The organism is Limnoraphis robusta CS-951 (assembly GCF_000972705.2).
The window spans coordinates 1-21442 of the sequence record NZ_LATL02000255.1; the positions used below are offsets into that span (position 1 = coordinate 1).

General features: G+C 40.1%; 18 protein-coding genes. 7 read left to right on the forward strand and 11 right to left on the reverse strand.

The window, feature by feature from the left end; genetic code table 11:
• Window positions 1–463 precede the first annotated feature (463 nt).
• Window positions 464–1486, reverse strand: a complete 1023-nt coding sequence (locus WN50_RS21685; protein ID WP_046282304.1) for a hypothetical protein — start codon at window positions 1484–1486, stop codon at window positions 464–466.
• 225 nt (window positions 1487–1711) lie between these two features.
• Window positions 1712–2665, reverse strand: coding sequence for a threo-3-hydroxy-L-aspartate ammonia-lyase (locus tag WN50_RS21690; protein WP_046282305.1), 954 nt, complete (start codon window positions 2663–2665; stop codon window positions 1712–1714).
• Between the two features lie 282 nt (window positions 2666–2947).
• Between WN50_RS21690 and WN50_RS21695 the strand changes: the two genes are divergently transcribed.
• Window positions 2948–3481, forward strand: a complete 534-nt coding sequence (locus WN50_RS21695; protein WP_053221572.1) for a DUF411 domain-containing protein — start codon at window positions 2948–2950, stop codon at window positions 3479–3481.
• Between the two features lie 100 nt (window positions 3482–3581).
• Here the strand turns inward: WN50_RS21695 and WN50_RS21700 are convergent, their stop codons facing one another.
• Both WN50_RS21700 and WN50_RS21705 read right to left on the reverse strand, forming a co-directional pair.
• Complete coding sequence (locus WN50_RS21700; protein ID WP_046282306.1) at window positions 3582–3785, reverse strand: hypothetical protein; 204 nt, start codon at window positions 3783–3785, stop codon at window positions 3582–3584.
• A gap of 692 nt (window positions 3786–4477) precedes the next feature.
• The gene (locus tag WN50_RS21705; protein WP_046282307.1) at window positions 4478–4873 is read right to left on the reverse strand and encodes a DUF4278 domain-containing protein; all 396 of its coding nucleotides are present in this window, start codon (window positions 4871–4873) and stop codon (window positions 4478–4480) included.
• A gap of 204 nt (window positions 4874–5077) precedes the next feature.
• On the opposite strand from WN50_RS21705, the gene WN50_RS21710 reads away from it, so the two are divergent.
• Window positions 5078–8251 carry a HEAT repeat domain-containing protein gene (locus tag WN50_RS21710; RefSeq protein ID WP_046282308.1) on the forward strand — a complete coding sequence of 1058 codons (3174 nt, stop codon included), beginning with the start codon at window positions 5078–5080 and terminating at the stop codon, window positions 8249–8251.
• On the forward strand, window positions 8248–8355 hold the full coding sequence (locus WN50_RS36490) for an EAL domain-containing protein (protein ID WP_160315421.1): 108 nt from the start codon (window positions 8248–8250) through the stop codon (window positions 8353–8355). Before WN50_RS21710 ends, WN50_RS36490 begins: the two co-directional genes overlap by 4 nt.
• A gap of 21 nt (window positions 8356–8376) precedes the next feature.
• On the opposite strand, the gene WN50_RS21715 is transcribed toward WN50_RS36490, so the two are convergent.
• From WN50_RS21715 to WN50_RS21725, 3 genes are all read right to left on the reverse strand, one after another.
• On the reverse strand, window positions 8377–9519 hold the full coding sequence (locus tag WN50_RS21715; protein ID WP_046282309.1) for a hybrid sensor histidine kinase/response regulator: 1143 nt from the start codon (window positions 9517–9519) through the stop codon (window positions 8377–8379).
• Complete coding sequence (locus tag WN50_RS21720; RefSeq protein ID WP_046282310.1) at window positions 9516–11744, reverse strand: PAS domain-containing hybrid sensor histidine kinase/response regulator; 2229 nt, start codon at window positions 11742–11744, stop codon at window positions 9516–9518. Before WN50_RS21720 ends, WN50_RS21715 begins: the two co-directional genes overlap by 4 nt.
• Window positions 11745–11822: 78 nt before the next feature.
• Window positions 11823–13331, reverse strand: coding sequence for a serine/threonine protein kinase (locus tag WN50_RS21725; RefSeq protein ID WP_046282311.1), 1509 nt, complete (start codon window positions 13329–13331; stop codon window positions 11823–11825).
• A 146-nt stretch (window positions 13332–13477) separates the two neighbouring features.
• Here WN50_RS21725 and WN50_RS21730 point away from each other — a divergent pair, with 146 nt between their 5' ends.
• Together WN50_RS21730 and WN50_RS21735 are read left to right on the forward strand one after the other, a co-directional pair.
• Window positions 13478–13894, forward strand: a complete 417-nt coding sequence (locus WN50_RS21730) for a XisH family protein (RefSeq protein WP_046282312.1) — start codon at window positions 13478–13480, stop codon at window positions 13892–13894.
• A complete protein-coding gene (locus WN50_RS21735; protein WP_046282313.1) occupies window positions 13882–14229 on the forward strand; it encodes a XisI protein in 348 nt (115 codons plus the stop codon). Before WN50_RS21730 ends, WN50_RS21735 begins: the two co-directional genes overlap by 13 nt.
• An 18-nt stretch (window positions 14230–14247) precedes the next feature.
• Here the strand turns inward: WN50_RS21735 and WN50_RS21740 are convergent, their stop codons facing one another.
• Together WN50_RS21740 and WN50_RS21745 are read right to left on the reverse strand one after the other, a co-directional pair.
• Window positions 14248–14652, reverse strand: a complete 405-nt coding sequence (locus WN50_RS21740) for a hypothetical protein (RefSeq protein ID WP_046282314.1) — start codon at window positions 14650–14652, stop codon at window positions 14248–14250.
• A gap of 99 nt (window positions 14653–14751) precedes the next feature.
• Window positions 14752–15708 (reverse strand): SAM hydrolase/SAM-dependent halogenase family protein, encoded by a 957-nt coding sequence (locus WN50_RS21745; protein WP_046282315.1) that lies wholly within the window; start codon window positions 15706–15708, stop codon window positions 14752–14754.
• A gap of 31 nt (window positions 15709–15739) precedes the next feature.
• Here WN50_RS21745 and WN50_RS21750 point away from each other — a divergent pair, with 31 nt between their 5' ends.
• On the forward strand, window positions 15740–16579 hold the full coding sequence (locus WN50_RS21750) for a DUF3598 family protein (protein WP_046282316.1): 840 nt from the start codon (window positions 15740–15742) through the stop codon (window positions 16577–16579).
• Window positions 16580–16975: 396 nt separating this feature from the next.
• Here the strand turns inward: WN50_RS21750 and WN50_RS31100 are convergent, their stop codons facing one another.
• Entirely contained in the window at window positions 16976–20002 is a 3027-nt protein-coding gene (locus WN50_RS31100; RefSeq protein ID WP_053221573.1) for a sensor domain-containing diguanylate cyclase, read from the reverse strand.
• Window positions 20003–20230: 228 nt separating this feature from the next.
• The gene (aat, locus tag WN50_RS21760; RefSeq protein WP_046282317.1) at window positions 20231–20821 is read right to left on the reverse strand and encodes a leucyl/phenylalanyl-tRNA--protein transferase; all 591 of its coding nucleotides are present in this window, start codon (window positions 20819–20821) and stop codon (window positions 20231–20233) included.
• A gap of 55 nt (window positions 20822–20876) precedes the next feature.
• On the opposite strand from aat, the gene WN50_RS21765 reads away from it, so the two are divergent.
• Entirely contained in the window at window positions 20877–21296 is a 420-nt protein-coding gene (locus tag WN50_RS21765; RefSeq protein WP_046282318.1) for a hypothetical protein, read from the forward strand.
• Window positions 21297–21442: the final 146 nt, after the last annotated feature.

Genomic DNA, 21442 nt, shown 5'->3' on the forward strand with positions numbered 1-21442 from the left:
GATCAAGGGGGGATAGAGAGGGGTTGGGGGAGAGGTTCTAAGCAAATGTTTATCGACTTTGAAACGGCTCTGCCTTAAAAATGGGGGTAACGAGGGAGTGAGTTGCACTATTAAAGAGAAATGGTATCAGTTATTATTTAGCTTGACTCCCTGCTAAACGCGCATATTCGAGATTTTTTTGATATTGTACAACCCGTTCCTGTGCAGCTTTGTAATTGGTGTCAGAGGGTTGTACTTGTTTCATATAATCGATTGCATTTTGCCATTGTGTGGCGACAAAAGCCCATTCTTGTTTTGTTTTTGCCTTTTGAACTAATAATGAAGCATTCGTCGCATTTTCTATGCCTTTTTTGAAGTTTTCATCGGGAAGTTGAGGTGTGACAACTTCAGATAAATTGGCATCTACATTTTGATCTTCTGGTAAATCTACAACTTCAGATGATTCTGATATCGAAAAATGATTTTAAAAATTAGCAAATGCACCATAAATATAATCAAAATTTGTTGCAGTTGTGTAAATAATAACAGTTGACATGAAAGAGAAAAAGACTAAAGCTAGAAATTTAAGGACTTTGTAAAATGGAACTCTTGTGCGAATTAAATACTCTATTTGGTAAAGATATAAACCTGATGTTATCCAAATAATAGTCGCTATAACTTCTAGACTCGCTAAATAATTTTGAATACGACTTTGACAATTTGTATCTTCAAATAGGAGTTCGGTTTGACAAGTTTCCCAGGGCATAAAGGGTAAAATAACTAAGAAAACAGTTAAAACGGATAAGGTTAAAACTATCGGCGTATATATTCCTTCCCATAAACTCAGAGGCGTTGGCAACCACTTAAAAGATTTTGATGATGATTTACTAAACAAAAATTGACCTATATAGGATAAAATATGATGAAAATACGTTAGAATGAATATTGAACCAATAACGCCAATTCCTAAAGCTTGAAACAACGGCATTACATCTTCAGAGACGACAGACACCGTTCCCCCAATAATAACTCCCCAAAAGGCAACAATTCTAATAACAATAAATAACCATAATATTAATACGATCATCCGTATCCATGAACTTGGATAGGGAAACCAAGCAGGCCATTTTAATTGTTTTGATACTGAAGATTCAGGTTTTGGTTTTTCTAATTCTTTGGTTAAATCAATACGTTCTTTACAAGGTTTTTTAGGGTTGTTCTGGATGTTAGGTTCAATTATGACAGATTCAATATATTCTATTGCCAACATTTTCAAGGCATCATAGATGTATTTTTTAGACGGGTAATTGAGGGGAAATTGCGAAGATTCTACTCTAATATTTAGACAATTATTTTTAATAGTAGGATTGTCTTCTATAATCGTAGCAATGTCTTCTGAACTGTTGAAACGATTTAAAAACATCACAATGGCTTTAGGATTTCCTTGTTTAGCAAATTCTAATAAACGTTTCTTTGCTTGTTGAGATGCTGAATGAGTTGAAGTCATAATATTAACGTCCCTGAGAGTTCATCATAGATGAGTCAGTCTCATTGAAGGATTGTTGATCAGATTTCTGATATAACAATTTTCCTTGATTTAAACTCACTCATGCAAATGATAGCAAGGACGACAATAAAAAACCTCAGTAATTCTACGGAATTCTTGATCTATATCCGCTACAGGTGATGGTTTTGATTCCGACAGACATTGATTAACAATCAATTAAAGGTTTTAAAAAAGCTGACTTATTTGTTTTAAATCCACATTTCCGCCACTAATAACCACCCCAACACGAGAACCCTTTGCTTTCACAACACCTTGAATTAATGCAGCAGCAGCTAACGCACCCGTTGGTTCAATCACTAACTTCATGCGTTCCCAAACAAAGAACATTGTTTTAATAATATCTTCTTCTGAAACTGTTACCATATCATCGACATTCTGCAACACTAACGGAAACGTTAGCTTTCCTAAATAGGGAGTTCTCGCCCCATCTGCTATGGTTTTTGGATTCTCAATTTTCTGTAACGTTTTCGTTTGAAAAGAACGAGTTGCATCATCAGCATTTGCAGGTTCAACCCCGATAATTTTACAATCAGGCGCAAGCTGACGAGTGGCGATCGCACAACCGGATAATAAACCCCCACCCCCACAACAAACCAATAATAAATCTAGCGTTCCTACTTCTTCTAAAAGCTCAAACGCCGTTGTACCTTGTCCGGCTATAATATCAGGATGATCGTAGGGTGGAATAATCGTAGAATTTCGTTCGGTTGCAATTTGTTGACATAAGACTTCACGGGCAACTTCTGCACGTTCATAGAGAATAATTTCCGCCCCATAACCCCGTGTTGCCGCTTGCTTGACAGTGGGAGCATCAGACGGCATAATAATAGTGGTGGGAATGCCTAAAAGCTGACCTGAACGTGCGATCGCTTGAGCATGATTTCCCGAAGAAAATGTTAAAACACCGCGAGATTTTTGTTCCTCAGACAGTTGAGACAAAGCGTTAAAAGCACCCCGAAATTTAAACGAACCCGTGCGTTGAAAGTTCTCACATTTAAAGAAAACTTCTGCTTGGGTTAATTCGTTAACGGTTCGAGAAGTCACAACCGGGGTTCGGTAAGCATATCCCTGAAGGCGTTGGGTTGCTTTTTCAATATCTGCGAAAATAGGTAAATTCATTATTAAATGACAGGTGAGTTCTAGAAGGTTGATTTTTTGATTATAATTATAGTGTGGAATAAAAACCGGGTGCGCGCTAAAGTTACCGGGTTTTTGGGGTCTACTTCCTGTGGGCGAGTTTACTGACTTTGATTATAATGATAGAGGGGATAGGGCGGGTTTATCTCAATTCTTGCCAAGAAAACACAGATAGAGACAGAACCCGCCCCTACAACATGATCATTAATGAATCGGACATGATATGAATTCAAACGCAAACTGCTATAAATCTAACTAAATTCTATGTCTAATCAACCTCCAACAAATTGGCTGCATCAATATCTTCGTCCTATTCTTGCAGTCGTTGCAGGAACCGCTATGATTGCAGGGATTGCAGTTACAGTGTGGAGTCAATCTGCAAATCAAGCAACAAATCCCACACAAACGATAGCATATTCTGATATTCCCCTCAATATTACCGTGCATCGAAGTCCCACTTGTGGATGCTGCAAAGCTTGGGTACAACACCTCGAAACCAATGGCTTTCAAGCCACTAATATTGTCACAGAAGATGTCGCGGCAGTTAAACAACAATATGGGGTACCGGATGAGTTAACCTCTTGTCATACCGCAGTCGTTGACGGATACGCTATAGAAGGTCATGTTCCCGCCTCAGATATTAAACGCTTGTTAGCAGAAAAACCCCCAGTCTCCGGTTTAGCTGTCCCTCAAATGCCGCTCGGTGCGCCAGGGATGGAGTCCGGTAATATTAAAGAACCCTTTTCTGTGTTGTCGTTTCGTCCTGATGGCAGTGTGAAAACCTTTAATCAATATTAATCCGATTTGTAGGCAATAATCAATTTAATTTCACCAGAAAAAATAGAAGGCACACTGAGAGGGATGAGAGAAAAATAAATTCGGTGAAGCCGAGATTTTTTTATCGAAAGGGGGGTTGAGTCGTGTATTCTTCTCGGCCACAATGAAACCGAGAATTTTTGATATTTTTCTCTGGAGAAACATCTTCGTTGGGTAAAGCGTCCTGAATGCAATCAGGTTTGGCCCGTTCCCCAAAAAAGCGAGATTCTTGTGCCATCACCTGAGATGTCGTTAAGGTGAATAGCGTTGCAGTTGTGAGAATCATGCTAAGACTGAATCGATGGAGTTTCATCATTAACCTCCTAATGTTTAAGCGAAATTCGGGTAAATTAGTCCTGCTTGACTGTACTCTTTCACAGCAAAAAGCGACTTCTACCAAAGGTTAAGAACCTGGGTATAAAGCCAGTCAAAACAACGGATTAGTTGCAGGCTGTGCTAGAGTTTTCCCTACCTTAAAGATAACATTCGGGTTTTGAGTCATCAGGAATATTTTCACCGCGATCGCTTAAAACAGTTATCAGTCAACAGTTGTAGGGGTAATATCATGTCCGGTTGAACAGTTATAAATAAACGACAGAGGAGTCAGGAGTCACCGAGTCACCGAGTCAGGAGGAAATCAAGAAGAAGAAAGAGGAGGATTATGAGAAAGTTTTTTATCACTAATTATCCGGACATGATATAATTCATCAATTGTCCGTACCAGTGATCAAACTTTCCCATCTTCTCATTCCCTTTTGCCTTTTGCAAGATTGCCTTTTGCCTATTGCCTCTTGTAGCATTCTTTTTTCAATTTTAAAAATAATCTTCTCAAAAAATAATACAGATTCAAATTCCCAGCTTCTTGGAGAAACCGGGAATCTGGAATTTAAAAATCATTTAGGATTGCAATAGGATCAAAGTTGATGAGAAGATGTTTCTAACGCTAAGGTTAAATGGTGGAAGCTTTCTAAAAGACCACTAACATACTAATTGTCGCGCTTCTAATTCTAGCAATTTGAGTAATCTCTCATCACCTCGCGCCAGTGCAGCTTGTCGGCGACGTTCAAGAATTCGACAAATATTCGTGGTATGAACAGCCATAATATTTTCTGGAGTCGGTTCCCGTTTGGGAGTTTGGGGTTGAATTTCCGGCGATACATTCATCATCCCATTACTCTCAACGCTTCGGACGTCCTCTGAACAGTAAGCGACACCACGATACTTTAAATGTGAGTTTGCAACAGGAACAGGAATGTGTCTTGGATAGTGAACCTGCCAAGCATTTCCCCGATATTTACCCCCAAGTTCGCTTTCAACCATGTCAATCGGGGGCTGATTGAGTTCATAACTAATTGTACGATAGGTCAGTTTCATCTTCTGTGATCACTCCTAATCTCTAAACAAAAAAAAAACTTAGGTTATTAAGGTAAGTTGTTTTTCTGTATTCATTGTTACACTTTACGCTTGAGTTTGCCAAGGATTCATAACAAATCAAAACAAATGCTTGAAAGTCAGCCCTGGACTACAATCTAGTCAATCTATCGGCTAGGCTGTATATCATCTGCTGAGTGAACCTCTATGCTGAACTCGCTGCTCCAACGCTATCTGTTGCTCTCAGTCCAAACGCGACGACTGGCTCACTTTTTATTTTTGCTGCTGTCTCTCACCATCAGTCAAGCCCTATTTGCGCTGTTGGCTCGTTCTTTATTTCTCGATCGCGTTGGCCCTGGGTCTCTTCCGCTTCTATTTACAATTACACCCCTCGTTTTAATTGTCGTCTCGACAGCATTTATTGGCGTTGTTAACCGCATTTCCCACATCCGACTCTTTCGCTGGATACTGTTTGGGAGTATTTTGTTCGTTGGTGCTATTCAAGTGCTGATCACTCAACAAACTAGCAGCACTTTACCTTTTTTTGGTTTATATATTCTTTCTAATCTTCTTAGTGTTTTACTGATAAAAATCAGCTTTTCGACCTTATTTTCCGACTATTTTACCGCTCTCGAACTGAAACGATACACCGCATTTTTGTCTTTAAGTGCGAATCTAGGATTTCTCCTGGCTAATAGTTTGGGTAGCATTATTGTACAGTTTATTCCGCCCGAAAGTTTACTCTTAAGCATTCCTTTTCTCTATGCGATCGCGATCGCTCAATTAGTCTACCTCGAACGAGATCAAAAATCGATTGAAATCAACCCCCCCGACCCCAGCCAATCCAGTCAAGGATTGATTGATAGTCTTCAGAAATTTCCGCGACTTGCCAAACAGTATCCGATTATTTTTTATTTAGCAGTCAGTATCTTTATTGTCTTATTACTCAGACTGTTAACCGAATTTCTCTTTTCTACCGTATACACTCAACAATTTCCCAAAACCAAAGATCTAACGAGCTTTTTAGGAATCAGTTCAGCAATTTTTAGCTTAGTGCAATTATTACTGACTTCTCTGGTTACAACGCCCTTGATCCAACAACTCGGAATTAGTCGTGCTAACCTGATTTATCCAGTCACAACCCTAATCAGTTTTATCGGGTTTTTAGTTAACTTTGGGTTTCCGACTGCTGTTTTTGCGAACCTGAATCATGTGGCGATTTATCGAAGTATTGCTGACCCTTTAAAAAGCCTCAACTACAGTGCAGTACCTCCTCAAGCGCGGGATACATTTAGAATTTTGAGTGAAGGGTTATTTTCGCCTGTTGGTGAAATGCTAGGCGGTTTAATTTTACTGGGCTTGATGAGTTCAATGAATTATTTTCCGATTAGTTTTTTGGGTGTTATTTTAAGTTTAATATTAGTCGGAGTGAGTATTAAAACAGGGAAAAATTATGTGCAATCCGTGATGAAAATGCTGATTTCAGGTTCAGTGAATTTATATCAAGTCCGAAAAGGATTAACCCTTCCTTCAGATTATCAAAGCGAAGTGCAGAATCTCCTCAGCAGTCGCGATCACAATAGTCAAATTTTGGGCTTACAATTAGCAAGTTATGTGCAACCTCCGCAGCAATTTCTACCCGAAGTTAATACTTTATTAACTCAAGCCGATCCACAGTTAAGACAAGCAATGGTTTCTTTTTTGCGGCAGTTACCGAAACCGATAATTTTAGATTGGGTGCAACAAGGGTTAAACTCAGACAACTCAATGAATAAAGCCGTTGCACTCGAACTTTTGATTGATCAAAATCAGTCTATTCCAGAAACTCAACTCACTACTTTACTCACAGATGAACAAGAAGAAATTCGCGCCTTAACTTGTGTAGCGGTAACGGCGCATCAACAAAGTTTGTATCCACAAATACAGAAAACCTGTCAACAATTGTGGCAAATGGAATTAGATTGTCCGATTGCTCAAGCTACCATTGATGTGATTTCTCATACAGGCAGACAGGAGTTAATCCCGATTTTATATCAAATTTTACCGCTTGCCAGTTGTGAGATCAAACAACAAGGGTTTAAAGCTTTAGTGAATTTAGCTTCTCCTCAAGATATTCGTTTAAAAGAACTAGCCGCCTCAGAATTAACCAATACTAACCCCGAAGTTCGGGCGGCGGCTTTACAAGTTTTGGGAGTCATTAAAGATCCACAAATGCTTCCCTATTTGGCGACTTTTTTACAGGATATAGACTGTCGGGTGCGATCTCGGGCTGCTGAAGCGATCGCATTTTACGGAGAAAAGGGTTTATCCTATGTAGAAGAATGCTTGCTCTCCGAGCGTCAGGAAGTCGTAGAAACAGCGATTACAGCAATCGGTTATATTGGAACTAATCGGGCGGAAGATATCCTTTATGAGCATTTAAGTTTAGAGTTACAACAGGTTTCTAGAACTTTGAAATGGCAACTCCCTGATGAACATTCCTCTTGGAAACTGTTCGCTATCGCCATTCAAGACTTCCAGTTCCGAGTCATTGAACGAGTGTTTTATGCGTTATCTGCTTTAGGATGTCATCACACCTTAGAAGCGATGCGGGTGTTGCGTTATTCTACCAATAAAAGAAGTCGAGCCAATGCCGTTGAAACGATTGCTTCCTTGCGTTATCGTCGGTTTATTTTACCAATTTTACCCCTTTTAGAACAATGGGCAGATGAACCCAGATCTAGAGTAGAAATCACCCTCAACGCCGACTGGATGAAAACAACGGGATACAAGTTGCTGTTAGAAGCTTTAGAATGTAAAGATCGTTGGATAGAAATCGGCGCGATCATGGCTTTGGCAACTGTACCTTCTTTGTTAATTCAAACTTCCGATTCTCTGGTTCAAGAAGTCGTCCAACAGGTTTTTCCATCGACAGCACCCCTATCGGATATCAATCTATATTTTATGAATCGTATACTGTTGCTGAAAAATATTTCTCTATTTCAGAAGATGTCTTTAGATGAATTATTGATTCTCAATCAAGAGTTCGTCGAAGAAGAGTTTAGGGAAGGAGAGGTGATTATTTCCGAAGGAAGTATCGGCACTCATCTCTATATTGTCAGTAGCGGGTGTGTCGCTTTGCTGAAATCAATTGCGGGAACTCAACAGATGATTAAACAGCTTTCATCGGGAGAATATTTTGGAGAATATCAGCTCTTTGCCGAATCTCCTTCTCGGGTTGGAGCGATCGCGGTAACGGATTGTCAACTCTTAAAACTGGAAAAAAATCGCTTACTCAGTTTAACCTATCAACGTCCCGATATTTTGATTGAAATTTGCAAGCAGTTAAGTCAGATTATAGAAGAACTGCTGATTGATACTAATATACCCCCTCATCAATGATTCCCTGCCTCTGTTTTGAAATTCCTGAAACGGTGGCGATCGCTTCTTTATCTCAAACGACGGAGTTTATTCAAACCCTCAAACAATTGGGATGCTTAAGATAGTTTTCTTTTTTTCACATCTCCTCAATTTTTCGGGATGGGCAAAGTAATTATAAATATTGTACCTTTGTTCAGCTCTGTTTTCAATAGAATTTGACCTCCGTACAAATTCACACATTTTTTGACAATCGCTAAACCCACACCTTCTCCTTGAATCGTCCCAATATTATCCCCCCGATAAAACGGATCAAAAATTTTCTCCTGGTTCTCGGCGAGAATACCAATTCCTCGATCTTGTACCTGAAACTGAATGGTATCTTGTTGTTGAATTAATTTTAAATCAATCTCACTATCAGCCGGAGAAAATTTAATAGCATTCGAGAGTAAATGGCTCAACATTTGTCGTAAAATTCTCTCATCCCATTTTGCCAAGAACTCATGTCCTTGATAGGAAAAGTTAATTTTTTGTTTAACTTTTCTAACCAACTTTATCTCGGAAATCAAAATTTTACCAAATTCAATTAAATTTAAAGTGATAGGTTTCAGAATCACTTGGTCTTGTTCAAATTCATTAATTAATGCCACATCATTCACCAAACTGCTGAGATGTTGTACCATTTGTTGAATCCGCTTAATATGCTTTTGCTGCTTTTCATTTTCAGAATCACAGTAATGTTCTAGCAGTTCCGCCGAGCTGAGAATCACCGATAAGGGCGTGCGATATTCGTGAGAAATAGTTGTAATAATTCGTCGTTTTAATTCCGTCAGTTCTTTTTCTTTAATTAGAGATTGTCTTAACTGTGCTTCGAGTTTAATATGTTGTTTCAGCTTTCGTAAACCCAGTTGATTCTCAACCCGAGCCATCACTTCTAATGACTCAAAAGGTTTCGTAATATAGTCTGATCCTCCGACTTCAAACCCTTTGACTTTATTTTTTACCTCATCTAAAGCACTTAAAAAAATCACCGAAATATCTTGTGTTTTTTCATCCCTTTTAATCTGTTTACACACTTCATAGCCATCCATTTCAGGCATCATAATATCGAGCATAACTAACGCTGGAGGTTCCTTGGAACGCAGTAAATTTAAGGCTTTTTGTCCATTCAAAACTCGGCGCACCGTGTAACCTTGTTGAGCCAATAAAGCTGAAAGAACAGTTAGATTATCCAACTCGTCATCAACCAGTAAAATATATTCAGAAGGTTCAAGATAGGGTATACTATTCATAGAGATTCAGGTTGAGTTAAAACTTCAATTTCTTCAAACTGAAGACGATTCACCAGTTCTGTTAGTCGTTCAAGCAGAAACGTTTCAGTTCGAGGAATTTGTCGAATTAACTGAGCAATTTCTGCTTCATTGGCGAGATAAGCCGCTTGATGAAGTTGCTGTCGCCATGAAAGAGGCATCACCGCAAAATCTTCTCGAACGAGGTGATTTCGCTCCCGGTTTGTCGGGGGTTGATGGGTCAAGTCTAGCTGTTGATCTTGATAAACATAGGATACATCCAAATATTGCTTAATTTTAGCAAAAATCTCCTGTTCTTGAAAGGGTTTCCGAACAAAATCATTGCAACCGAGAGCGAGAATTTTGTGGTAATCTTCCTCAAAAGCCGAAGCAGTTAAGGCAATAATAATCGTTTCTTTCCCTTTGGGTGTCGCTTTAATTTTTTCAATCGCCTGATAACCATTCATCACAGGCATTTGCATATCCATCCAAATCAAATGAGGCGACCAACTCTCCCAAAGTTCAACCGCTTCTCGACCATTTTGGGCTGCTTTCACTTGAAAACCTACCGTTTCTAAAAGTTTAACAATCAATTGACGATTATCAGCACGGTCTTCAGCCACTAAAATCCGATATTCAGGTTGATCTTTCATCAAACCCATAACCCGATGCTGGGGAAGTTCGGGTTCAATATCCTCCAACTCTACCTGTTCTAACGGGAGATAAAACTGAAATATACTTCCCATCCCTAACTGACTCTCAACCGTAATATCACCTCCCATCAACTCCACAAATTCGCGACAAATTGCCAAACCGAGTCCAGTTCCTTGTTTAACTTTCTCACCTATTTCAGTCTGAGTAAAGGGTTCAAAGATTTTATCCAGTTCATCAGGTGCAATTCCCATCCCGGTATCTCTCACCTCAAACAGAAGTTCACAGTTTGAATTGATGTCATCGGAAACATTTTTAGAACGAACCGTTAAAGTCACGCTACCTGTTGAGGTAAACTTAACCGCATTAGACAGCAAATTAATCAGAATTTGTCGCAATTTTTCCTCATCGGCTTTCAAACCCCGAGGAACATCTGCACCAATTTTAAACTCCAGCGTTAATCTTTTATTTGCTGCGCTTAGGGAAAACATTTCTTCGATGCTTTTAAGCAAAGCATACAAATCAAACGGTTTTGCTTTCAGGGAAACTCGACCCGCTTCAACTTTAGACAAGGTAAGAATATCATTAATTAAGTTGAGGAGATGTTTTCCACTGCGATGAATAATTTTCAGATACTCGCTTGTTGGTTCATCGGAGAATTGAGGCTGTCTAAGCAACAGTTGAGTAAACCCCAAAATGGCATTTAAAGGAGTACGAAGTTCATGGCTCATATTTGCCAAAAAACGACTTTTAGCAACATTCGCAGATTCAGCCGCTTCTTTCGCTCGTTGTAGTTGTTGGGCGCGTTGACGTTCGAGTTCGGCTTGTTTGCGTTCGGTAATATCAAGCGCAACACTGGTAAGCCCAATAATATTATTATGGCTATCTCTTAGAGGTTCTACATTAATATCAAAGTAACGTAATTCTCCGTTTTGATTATTCAAAAACTCCTGACGATTTCTCACGCCTGTCTCTAATACAGGTTGCTTAATTGCGATGATTTTTTGAGCTTCTTCCGCAGATAATATATCCGTTTCTAACTGACCTATAACCTGTTCAACCGTAAAGCCGGGAGCGGGGTTATAAATCCAGCTATAACGTAACTCACAATCTTGAATACAGAAGGTAATGGGAGAATTTTGCAACGCTAAACGAAACCGTTCTTCGCTCTGACGTAGGGCTTCATTAATGCGTTCGAGTTCAGCAGGACTTTTTAAAGCTAAAACTTGGGGAACAATCGGAATGATAGCAACGGCTGTCAAAACGGAAACAAAGGCTGTAATTGCTTTAACGATTCCCGATACCCAATAAATCGGATACCAGAGTGTGACAATTCCCAGAAAGTGAGTCAAACCACAAGCAATAATAAACGCAGCAAACAGCAGGAAAATATGAACATAGGGCAGATCTTTTCGCTTGCGGACAAAGTAAAATAGGGTAGCCGGAATCGAGAAGTAAGCCAAAAAGATGAGTAAATCAGAAATGACGTGTAAGCTGACCAGTTGAGGTTTCCAAAGATAACAGTGACCATGAGGAATGAAAGAACTGGTTGTTAACATTTCCGGCAGAATACCCATAGTGAAATGAAGATAGATGATTTCAGTCCATACATTGATTTTAGCTTGAAAAAACCGGTTTATTCAATCGAGGTCTTTTTAGGTTATTTTTTGGATAGAATCTTGAGAACGGGCTGTTAATTGCGGTAGGGAGTTCGTATGAATACTTAACCAATCACTCATTTCTTGTTTCAGCCATTCTAGCTCTTCTGTTTTTAATTGCTGTCCGAGGTGATAGGTTTTACGTTTAGAGAGGAAAAACATCATTTGTTTGTAGATGGCAATTTCTAACGTCGGGTAAAGTTGACCATTTCCGGCTTTGCTTTGAGTTAGATTAATATTTTGAATTTCTGACAAGTTAATCACTTTTCGTTTAGGGAAACCCCAAGATTGCCAACAAATCTCTAACATCTTTTCATCTAAGTCTAGAGAGATTTTTTCAAAATAATCCACACCAGAATTGAGGAGTAAAATTAAAAATATCAATCCCGCAGGCACACCCAAAATTATTAAAATAAACGGTAAAAACAACAACGAAGAAATTAAATTCAACCCTATTTTGTCTAGGGGAAGCGGTAATAACCACAAAACCCAACTGGCTAGGGCGACAACCGTAACAATCTGCAATTTAACAAATAAACGCAAAGAAAAAAGTCGTTCTCCCCAATTCCAAAGACTCTTTTGAAGCGTTTGTTTGCCGGAGCGAATATATTCTATTGCAAACCGAGAAGGAATTTCTATTTTCAAATTATTCGCCGACTTCGACAGACGAATCCCCGTATTTTCTGGAGATTGTATCGCGGTAGAGATCGAAGCATTCAACGCAATTAACGCTTGACTTGCATTCAGATAACGTGCCTTAACTGATGGATTGATTAACCGTTCTAACCAATCACAAAATTGAGGTTCTATCGAAGAAACCGCCCGATCTTTAAACTGAATTTGCAGATTATCTTGCGGTAACTCTGCCGGAGAAATCCCCGTTAACAGATGAATTAATGTTGCTCCCAACGCATACAAATCCGACGCCGGAACCGCTTCTCCGCCAAATTGTTCAATCGGAGTATAACCATAGGTTCCCACAACGGTAAACGTCGCACCTGGAGTTCGCGGTTGAATTTGTACACAGCCAAAATCAATCAAATGAATATGATTATCCGTTCCCCAAATCAGGTTACTCGGTTTAATATCGCGATGTACAACCGGAGGATTTAACTGATGTAAATAGTTGAGAATTTCTAAAACTTCTGCGGCGATCCATTGAATTTGGGTTGGGGTAAATTTTTGACGTTTTTCTAGTCTTTGTTTGAGAGAAACTCCCGGTACATATTCAGTCACTAAACAAAACCAAGGATTCAAACTATTAACCGCAAAATAATCCCGATAACGCACCAAATGGGGATGATGAAGTTGTTGTAAAATTTGCGCTTCTCGTTCTAGAAGTTTCAAGTCATCCCAATCCATTGAACCACTTAACGCTAACAATTTCACCACCACTTGATCTTTAAACTTCAAGTCTTCCGCTAGCCAGGTTTGACGGACAGAGTTGCTATTGAGGGTTTCTTTGAGTCGATAACGAGTATTGAGGACAGTCCCAGGAGATAGCATGAGTTAGGAGTGAGTCTAGAAGTCTGTTACCCTAATTGTACCGATATTACGCTTGTTGTTGCGCTGTCTTCGCATTCTATTCGATAGAGTGAATCAATGTTGACAGAACAGATGTACAATTATGTTACTCTTACTCTGTTGAGGCAATGGCAGCGAAAGACCTTTTTCATGGAGTAGTCAAGCGAGGCTTAGAGAAGGCAGGCTGGACTATCACTCATGATCCCCTTAAACTTGAATGGGAAGAAGTTAAAGTTAAAATAGACTTAGCAGCCGAACGGTTGATTGCAGCAGAAAGAGGTGAGGAAAAAATTGCAGTTGAGGTTAAAAGTTTTATTGGAACTTCAGCAATTAGTGATTTCCACACCGCTTTAGGGCAGTTTTTGAGCTATAGAATTATGCTAGCAGTTAATGAACCCAGTCGTTTACTTTATCTAGCCGTTCCTCTAGAAATCTTTGAAACCTTTTTTCAAAGTCGCTTTGTCCAGGCTGCAATCAAACAACATCAACTTAAGCTGATTATTTATGAGCCTACAACTGAGGAGATTGTACAATGGATAAGCTAAAACATTATCGATCTTGCATTCAAACTTTGCTACAATCTCATAGCGATTTCCCCTCGGAAGACGTAGAAAGCCAACTCCTTTTTGATACGGTACGAGATCATTATCAACTCATGCGAGTCGGTTGGAAAGGGCTAAAACGAGTTTATTACATTGTTCTGCATTTTGATATTAAAGAGGATAAAATTTGGCTTCAGCACAACGCCACTGATATCGATGTCGGAGAAGAATTAGTTTCTCTGGGAGTTCCTAAACAAGATATTGTTCTGGGTTTGCATCCGCCCTACAAACGGCCTTATACTGGATATGGTGTTGCTGATTCTGTTCGGGTAAATTGATCAAGTTCAACCCGATCTTTAACAGGGTTCTTCAGCAGGATTGCACATGGTATTGGGGTCTTCACCAGACGGAAACGGAGCAGTATCCCAATAAATATAAATGGATTCTTCAGACATTCGGAAAATCTGTCCTCTATCTTCTAAGCCACTTTGTCGATAAACCTCCTCACCGGATTGATCTTTAAAATTTCCCGGTTCATCTCCAACAGGACTCAATTCATATCGAGTTCCATTTTGGCGTTGAATTGAGATATTACCCTGACGTTGAGAAAAGGTACAAACCTCCGAAGCAGAGGCTTTATCTTCTCCTTTTGGATAAAAATCACAGCGAACTTTGACGGTATCAGCCTTTGCTGAAAAGCCAAGATTCATTAAGATAAAATATAAAGCAAATGCAGCCAATTTAACGGTTGTTCTTCTCATTATTTCTTCCTCTCTACTGTCCTGAAATTTTCCAAGCTAGAACTATCTACATCAATAATAAGATAAATCCTCATTTTTGCTGCTAGCTCTTAACAAGATTTAGGAATCCGTCAGCAACACATGAACCCGTGATCCCCATTCTAGCTGTAAAATCAATTGAGCATTGGCTTGATTGGCGGCAATTTCTACCCAACCATGAGAACCCACCAACGCCACGAAATTTCCCGGTTTCACATCTTCATAAGTGCGTCCACCCGGAATAATTCGCGACACCTGAGAGAGAGATTCAATCTCTGAAGCGGTTTTATTCGCAATTTTATCCTTATTATTTTTGCCTTTTTTCTTCTTCTTCTCCTTATTTTTATCTAAATTTTCCTGAACCGATTCTTCTGTGTTTTCTTCCTTCAACCCTCCAATGGCGACAAACCAAGTTTTTCCCTCAATAAAATGACCGGGAATATTTGTAATTAAATTCCCAAAATGATCAATATGCTGAATACAGCCTTCAATTCCTTCCTCTGTAAAGCTCGATTCTGATAAAATCAAATCCGTCAGTGTCGCCGGATCAACCGGATGTCCAAGTTCTCGCAGAGGAACTCCACTGGCCAAATAAGCGCCCGCCGCCGCAAAAATATCCCGCCCGTGAAACGTGGTACTGGGGACAGGAGTTCGCCAATAGTCAGGATTACTCAACTCAACTACAGTAAACTCATCGGGCGTCTGACATTGGGCTAACATCGCCCCCATCGCCCCTCCTAAAACCCCATTATCCGGCCCGACAAGGTATCCTGTAGGCAGTTGTACAGCGATCGCCCTGCGTTGAGTCCCGACTCCTGGATCAACCACAGCAATATGAACCGTTTTTGGGGGAAAATAGGGAACAGCATTCATTAGACAAAATCGACCTGCCGCAATATTCTGAGGGGGAATATCATGAGTTAAGTCAATTACTCGTAATTCAGGATTGATTTGAGCGATGACACCCTTGACTACGCCGACATAGACATCACTCAAGCCAAAGTCAGTCAGCAGGGTGACGATTCCAGATAGAAACATGGGAAAACCGTTTTGAGAATGAGGTTTAGTTATGCGATCGCAATGGGAAAATTTTCTCGTAAATTTGGGCGAATGGCACGGTTCGTTTACAGAATTTTCCAATCAAGGGGAAATCATCAAGGATACGCCCAGTATTTTGCAGTTAGAGGGGTTGAACGACAACAAAACCGTTCGTCTAACGTTGCGTCGTTTTCCGCCGAGTCCTGATGGTATCATAAAACCCCCCGTTGATGAATTAGTTCGAGAATTTCAATCTTTGGGGCGAGAGATCCTGTTTTTTGAGACTGGGGCGTTTTCTCAAGGCACAATTCAGTTGGCGCCGTTTACCAAGTCGGGGGCGGAGTTTGGGTTTATGGCGGAAAATCGCCGTTTGCGGTTAGTTGAATTGTTTGATCCCGACGGAAACTTAGAACAACTGACGTTAATTCGAGAAAAACGCGCCAATACAGACGCCGTTGAACGTCCTCCTCTGACGGTTGAAGCGTTACTGGGAACTTGGAACGGAGAAGCAATAACACTTTATCCCGATTTACGTTCTCCTGATACGTTTTCCACTCAAATGCAGCTTCAATTAGATAATACCGGAAAACTTGCTCAAAGTTTAACGTTTGCCGATCAAACGATTTCTTCAACGGCGACAATAGACGGATCAATTCTACATTTTGATCAAGGTTCCCAACCTGTGAAAGTTTATCTGTTACCCGATGGCGCTTCGGCAACGGTTCCCCAACAGGTTCAACTGCGTCAAGCGTTCTTTTTTGAGGCGGGATGGCTCATTCATCCAAACGAACGTCAGCGTTTAATTCGTCGTTACAATGACAAGGGAGAATGGCAAAGTTTAACGTTAGTCATTGAACGCAAAAACAATTAAATAAAAATTGGCAATTTTAACTATACTGTCCGGTGGGTGACGCCAAAAAGTTGGTTATATTAATCATTAAGTTATCGGTTCTCACCCACCCTACTATACTGTCCGGTGGGTGACGCCTAATTTCACCCCTGTAGGCTGGGTGACGCCAAAAAGTTGCTAATTTCAGTAGGGTGGGTGATGCCTAATTTCACCCCTGTAGGCTGGGTGACGCCAAAAAGTTGCTAATTTCAGTAGGGTGGGTGATGCCTAATTTCACCCCTGTAGGGTGGGTGACGCCAAAAAGTTGCTAATTTCAGTAATTAAGTTATCGGTTGTCACCCACCCTACTATACTGTCCGGTGGGTGACGCCAAAAAGTTGCTAATTTCAGTAATTAAGTTATCGGTTGTCACCCACCCTACTCAACCTCAGCTATTACAACCTGATCTCGTCCTTGTTTTTTTGCTTGATAAAGAGCGTTATCTGCAACTTGGATGACTGCATCCCCGCTTATTCCATGTTGCGGAAAACAAGCCACTCCAAAAGATGCTGTAATTGTTCCCAGGCTTTGACGTTTGTTTTCAATATTAATTTGCTTGATGAATTGGCGAATTTCTTCCGCCCGTTTATAGGTAATTTCTAGAGAAGCTTCCGGTAAAATCAGCGTCATTTCTTCGCCGCCATAACGACAAGCAATATCAGAACTTCGCAAATGACTTTTTAACAGTTTCCCCACTTCTTTGAGTACCGCATCTCCGCCATCATGCCCAAAAGTATCATTAAAGCGTTTAAAATGATCAATATCAATCATGATCACACCGATACTGTGTTGATGGCGACGAGCGCGATTAATTTCTTGCTCTAAAGATTCTTCTAGGTAGCGACGATTGTATAATCCAGTTAGGGGATCACGAATACTTTGATTTTGTAGTTTCTCCCGCAGTTGCAAGTTCGTGATCGCCAGCGCCATTTGTTCGGCGACGGTACGGGCGAGTTGTCGTTTATTTTCATCTAAATGATTGCGAGAATCAGAATAGAGGTACAGTAATCCTAGTGTTTCTCCTTGTGCCATCATCGGTAAACAGAGGGTGGCTTTTGGTGGTAAAATGCGATCGCTATGATCACAAAATAAGTCAATCTCATCCCCATCAACCCAATGTTCTCGTCCTCGTCGCAGACACCAACAATCTTTCGGATGAAATATCGTTTCTCCGATGGGAAGGTTTCCCCAAGTGGCGACAGCTTCTAGAAAATCACGGGATGCTTTAGTGATAAAAATCCCTCCAGAACAACCCGGAAATAGGGGTTTAATCAGGGTTCTAAAGGCTTTGTAGGCTTCTTCTAAAGTCAGACAAGCTTGTAGAAAATCGTTCATCTGACTGAGTAGCAACATTTCTAGATTGCGTTGTTGAAGTTGATTCAGGCGAGATTCTAATTCATCATTGAGTTGTTGAAGTTGCAGTTCTGATTGTTTTGTTTGGGTAATATTGCGAAACGTGACTGCAAACCCATCTTCTAATTTAACCGCAATATTCATAAACCAACATTTGATCCCTTCGTGTTCATAGTAAAATTCATTTTCTTGAGGTTCTCCGGTTTCTACGACTTGAATATAGCGCTCAAAAAGTCCTTCTTCTTTGTTTACCGGTAATTCTTCGAGCATCCGTTTTCCTAATAATTCTGTTTCGCTTCGTCCTATGATTTCACAAGCCGAGGGATTAATTAATAGCCATTCAAAATCAATAATTTTTCCGGTTTCATCTCGAACTGATTTAAATGCCATAATTCCATCTAGAGAACTATTGAGAACCCCAGCTAGCAACATTTGTGAGGTTTTGAGTTGCTCTCTAATTTTCACCGTTTCGGTGATGTCTCGGTTCACCCCAATGGCGGCGATAATCTTACCCTGTTCGTCTTCGAGAGGAACTACAGTCGTTTCACAAATCCGTTGAGTTTTATCTTTCCGAATGACTGTAATTTCTCCAGACCAACGACAGTTTTTGATCATTGAGCGAATGATTTTAGCGGTCAGGGTTTTGGCTTCTTCAGGTGTGTATAAAAATTCAGCACTTTTCCCTAAAACTTCGGCTTTACTATAGCCAAACATTCTTTCAGAAGCCGGATTCCAATCAATAATAATTCCTTCTAAATTCGTGATAATAATGCCATCGGAAATATTGGCAAACGTTAATGCTTGTCGTTTAAGTGCTTCTTCAATTTGCTTGCGTTCTGTGATATCATAGACAACCGCATAAATCAGTTTACTTTCCAGCACAGCCGTAGAATTCCACACCAACCAGCGATAACTTCCATCTTGGCAACGATAGCGATTTTCAAAGGAGATTACATTTATACCTTGGCTCAGTTTTTCAGCTTCTTTTAAGGTCTTTTCTCGGTCTTCTGGATGAACAAACTCTATAAAAGGTGTGGCTAAAAGTTCAGCTTGAGTATAACCTAACGTTCTTTCCCAAGCGGGATTAATCCGGGTAAAATAACCGTTAAAGTCGGCAATACAGAGTAAATTTATGGACTGAAAAAAGAAGTGATTTCGTTCTTCTTCAGCTTGCTTTCGTTCGGTGATATCGGTTTGAATACCGATATAATGCGTCACTTTTTGCCGCTCATTAATCACCGGAGAAATTGTCAACTCGTTCCAGAATAAGCTGCCATCTTTGCGATAATTTCTCAGGGTGACGTAGCAACTTTTTCCGGCAATAATTGCTTGTCGGAGTTCTTCTAAGCTGGGTTGATTTCTATCTGTTCCCTGGAGAAACCGACTGTTTTTTCCGATGACTTCTTCGCGGTTGTAGCCTGTAATCCTTTCAAAACCGGGGTTAACGTAGATAATCGGATTATCGGCATTCGTCGCATCGGTGATCACAATTCCGTTACTACTGGCGGCTACACCCCGTTCCAGCAGTTGTAACCAATGTTGGCTTTGTTGAGATTGTGTAATATCATGGGCTACCCAAAGAACACTTTGGGATTGAACTTTCGGGGAAACACAGGCGGAAAACCAAAAGGTTCGCTCTTCTACTAACAAGCTATACTCAAACTCGAGGGTTTGTTGGGTTGTGAAAACTTGTCGAATCAACTCTAGCCACTGTTCGGACTGTTCAGAGTCATAAAATTGTTGAATTGTTTGATTGATAATTGCAGCTTTGAGACCCGATTTTTCATCAAGACGAGTGGGGATAACAGTAATATTTTTGCCTTTGGCTTCGATAATCAGAATAATCTCTGAAATCGATTCAAATACAGCCAGGGTCTCTTGGTCCCGTGCTTCTAGTCTACGATACCATAACTGCTGGCCCGTCATATCCTGTAGAGAAGTTTCAGAAGTTTCAGAGGTCTGTTGAGAAGTTCCGATCTGCTGCGGTGGTCGGTTGCCGCCTATGTTAGAATTGGGATCAGAGTTGATCTCCTTTTTCAGATGAGTTTTCATAGGGGTTAATTTGGATTAAAATTAGTTCAATACAACTTTTCCTCACCAGGTTTAGAACAATTTTTAACAGTATTGTATTTTTTTGAGGCTAGTAGATGTGAGCGCTTTTCTATTGATCCTTGAAAATTAGACATTTTTTGGAGTTCCCCGCGAGCTTGATGAACCGTTTATTGATTGTATTTTTTATTTCTATTATAATCGAAATTGCCTATTTTTGTCAATGTTTTTTTATTTTGTAAATTCTTTTAAAGAACAGTTACGAACCCAAGCTTTATTGAGTAAATTTTTGTATTCTCTATGACTAATAATATAAGCTCCAAACCGATCCAAATGAGGATTATTCATCTGAGCATCAAACAACACAAAATTACGTTCTCGTAAGCGTTCAACCAGCTTCACCATTGCTACTTTTGACCCTTCGGGAATGCGATAAAACATCGACTCTCCAATAAAAGCCCCGCCAATGACCAGCCCTAAAATTCCGCCAGCGAGTTGATCACCTTGCCAAGTTTCAAAACTATAAGCATACCCCGCCCGATATAAAGCGTAATAAATCGATTTTAGTTCAGAAGAAATCCAAGTCGTTTCTCGGTTCGCACATCCTTCAACAACAGCATTAAAATCACGATTAACCGCAACACTAAAACGATTTTGATTAATCACTCTTTGTAGCGATCGCGGATAGCGAAAACGTTCATCAAGAGGAATCAATGCTCTTTGACGAGAAGTATACCATCCCAAATTCTGATCATCCTCATCTGCCATGAGAAAGTAGCCTTGAGCATAACCCTGAATAATTGCCGCGACATCGTATTGCATAATGCGATGATTTTGATATATTAAATGAGTAGTCTATGTCGATCTAAAGTAGCCGATGCTAGCCTTTGATTCCTGTCCCTCCCTGGAAAACACCCTTGAAAGATTGATCAATAAAACCGAAAAGAATTGGGGCTATTTACAAATTTACAAGAGAACGGATTTTTATGCCATTAATATTTTAGGTAAAACCGAGAATATTCTCAAGTTCAAAAGTAGTGAATCCACCCACTCTTACCGTCTATTTTGGTACAAACGCCCCGAACCTTCGGTATTTGTCCAGTCGAAAACAACAAAGACTTACAACCGTTTGACTCGCACCTATGATAAGTCAAAAAGTTATCAAGTGTGTTTCAAACAAGAAGCCAACGCGATTGAGTCTTCGATTAACCAACGATTTGCCGATCTCGTCAAAAAGAAAATCTTGCAATCCTACGAGTCGGGTAACGCACCAGCGATCGCCATTGTACGCCATTGACATCCTCTCCGTCGTAAACAACGGAGATTCCAAACATCACTGTTTGGGTTTCCTCTTTCGTTGAGTTGACTTACAAGGGTTGGGTTTCCCCGTCCAAGCAGAGGTCAGTCTCTCGGGAGGCGTTAATTTCCATCTGCCCGACGGTA

Bases quoted from the DNA above. Each gene is read 5' to 3' on its own strand.
- WN50_RS21700 (WP_046282306.1), bottom strand. From the start codon at position 3,785: ATGATTCTCACAACTGCAACGCTATTCACCTTAACGACATCTCAGGTG.
- WN50_RS21715 (WP_046282309.1), bottom strand. From the start codon at position 9,519: ATGAATAGTATACCCTATCTTGAACCTTCTGAATATATTTTACTGGTT.
- WN50_RS31100 (WP_053221573.1), bottom strand. From the start codon at position 20,002: ATGAAAACTCATCTGAAAAAGGAGATCAACTCTGATCCCAATTCTAAC.
- aat (WP_046282317.1), bottom strand. From the start codon at position 20,821: ATGCAATACGATGTCGCGGCAATTATTCAGGGTTATGCTCAAGGCTAC.
- WN50_RS21765 (WP_046282318.1), top strand. From the start codon at position 20,877: ATGCTAGCCTTTGATTCCTGTCCCTCCCTGGAAAACACCCTTGAAAGA.
- WN50_RS21730 (WP_046282312.1), top strand. From the start codon at position 13,478: ATGGCAGCGAAAGACCTTTTTCATGGAGTAGTCAAGCGAGGCTTAGAG.
- WN50_RS21690 (WP_046282305.1), bottom strand. From the start codon at position 2,665: ATGAATTTACCTATTTTCGCAGATATTGAAAAAGCAACCCAACGCCTT.
- WN50_RS21735 (WP_046282313.1), top strand. From the start codon at position 13,882: ATGGATAAGCTAAAACATTATCGATCTTGCATTCAAACTTTGCTACAA.
- WN50_RS21740 (WP_046282314.1), bottom strand. From the start codon at position 14,652: ATGAGAAGAACAACCGTTAAATTGGCTGCATTTGCTTTATATTTTATC.
- WN50_RS21720 (WP_046282310.1), bottom strand. From the start codon at position 11,744: ATGGGTATTCTGCCGGAAATGTTAACAACCAGTTCTTTCATTCCTCAT.
- WN50_RS21725 (WP_046282311.1), bottom strand. From the start codon at position 13,331: ATGCTATCTCCTGGGACTGTCCTCAATACTCGTTATCGACTCAAAGAA.
- WN50_RS21685 (WP_046282304.1), bottom strand. From the start codon at position 1,486: ATGACTTCAACTCATTCAGCATCTCAACAAGCAAAGAAACGTTTATTA.
- WN50_RS21750 (WP_046282316.1), top strand. From the start codon at position 15,740: ATGCGATCGCAATGGGAAAATTTTCTCGTAAATTTGGGCGAATGGCAC.
- WN50_RS21710 (WP_046282308.1), top strand. From the start codon at position 5,078: ATGCTGAACTCGCTGCTCCAACGCTATCTGTTGCTCTCAGTCCAAACG.
- WN50_RS36490 (WP_160315421.1), top strand. From the start codon at position 8,248: ATGATTCCCTGCCTCTGTTTTGAAATTCCTGAAACGGTGGCGATCGCT.
- WN50_RS21745 (WP_046282315.1), bottom strand. From the start codon at position 15,708: ATGTTTCTATCTGGAATCGTCACCCTGCTGACTGACTTTGGCTTGAGT.
- WN50_RS21705 (WP_046282307.1), bottom strand. From the start codon at position 4,873: ATGAAACTGACCTATCGTACAATTAGTTATGAACTCAATCAGCCCCCG.
- WN50_RS21695 (WP_053221572.1), top strand. From the start codon at position 2,948: ATGTCTAATCAACCTCCAACAAATTGGCTGCATCAATATCTTCGTCCT.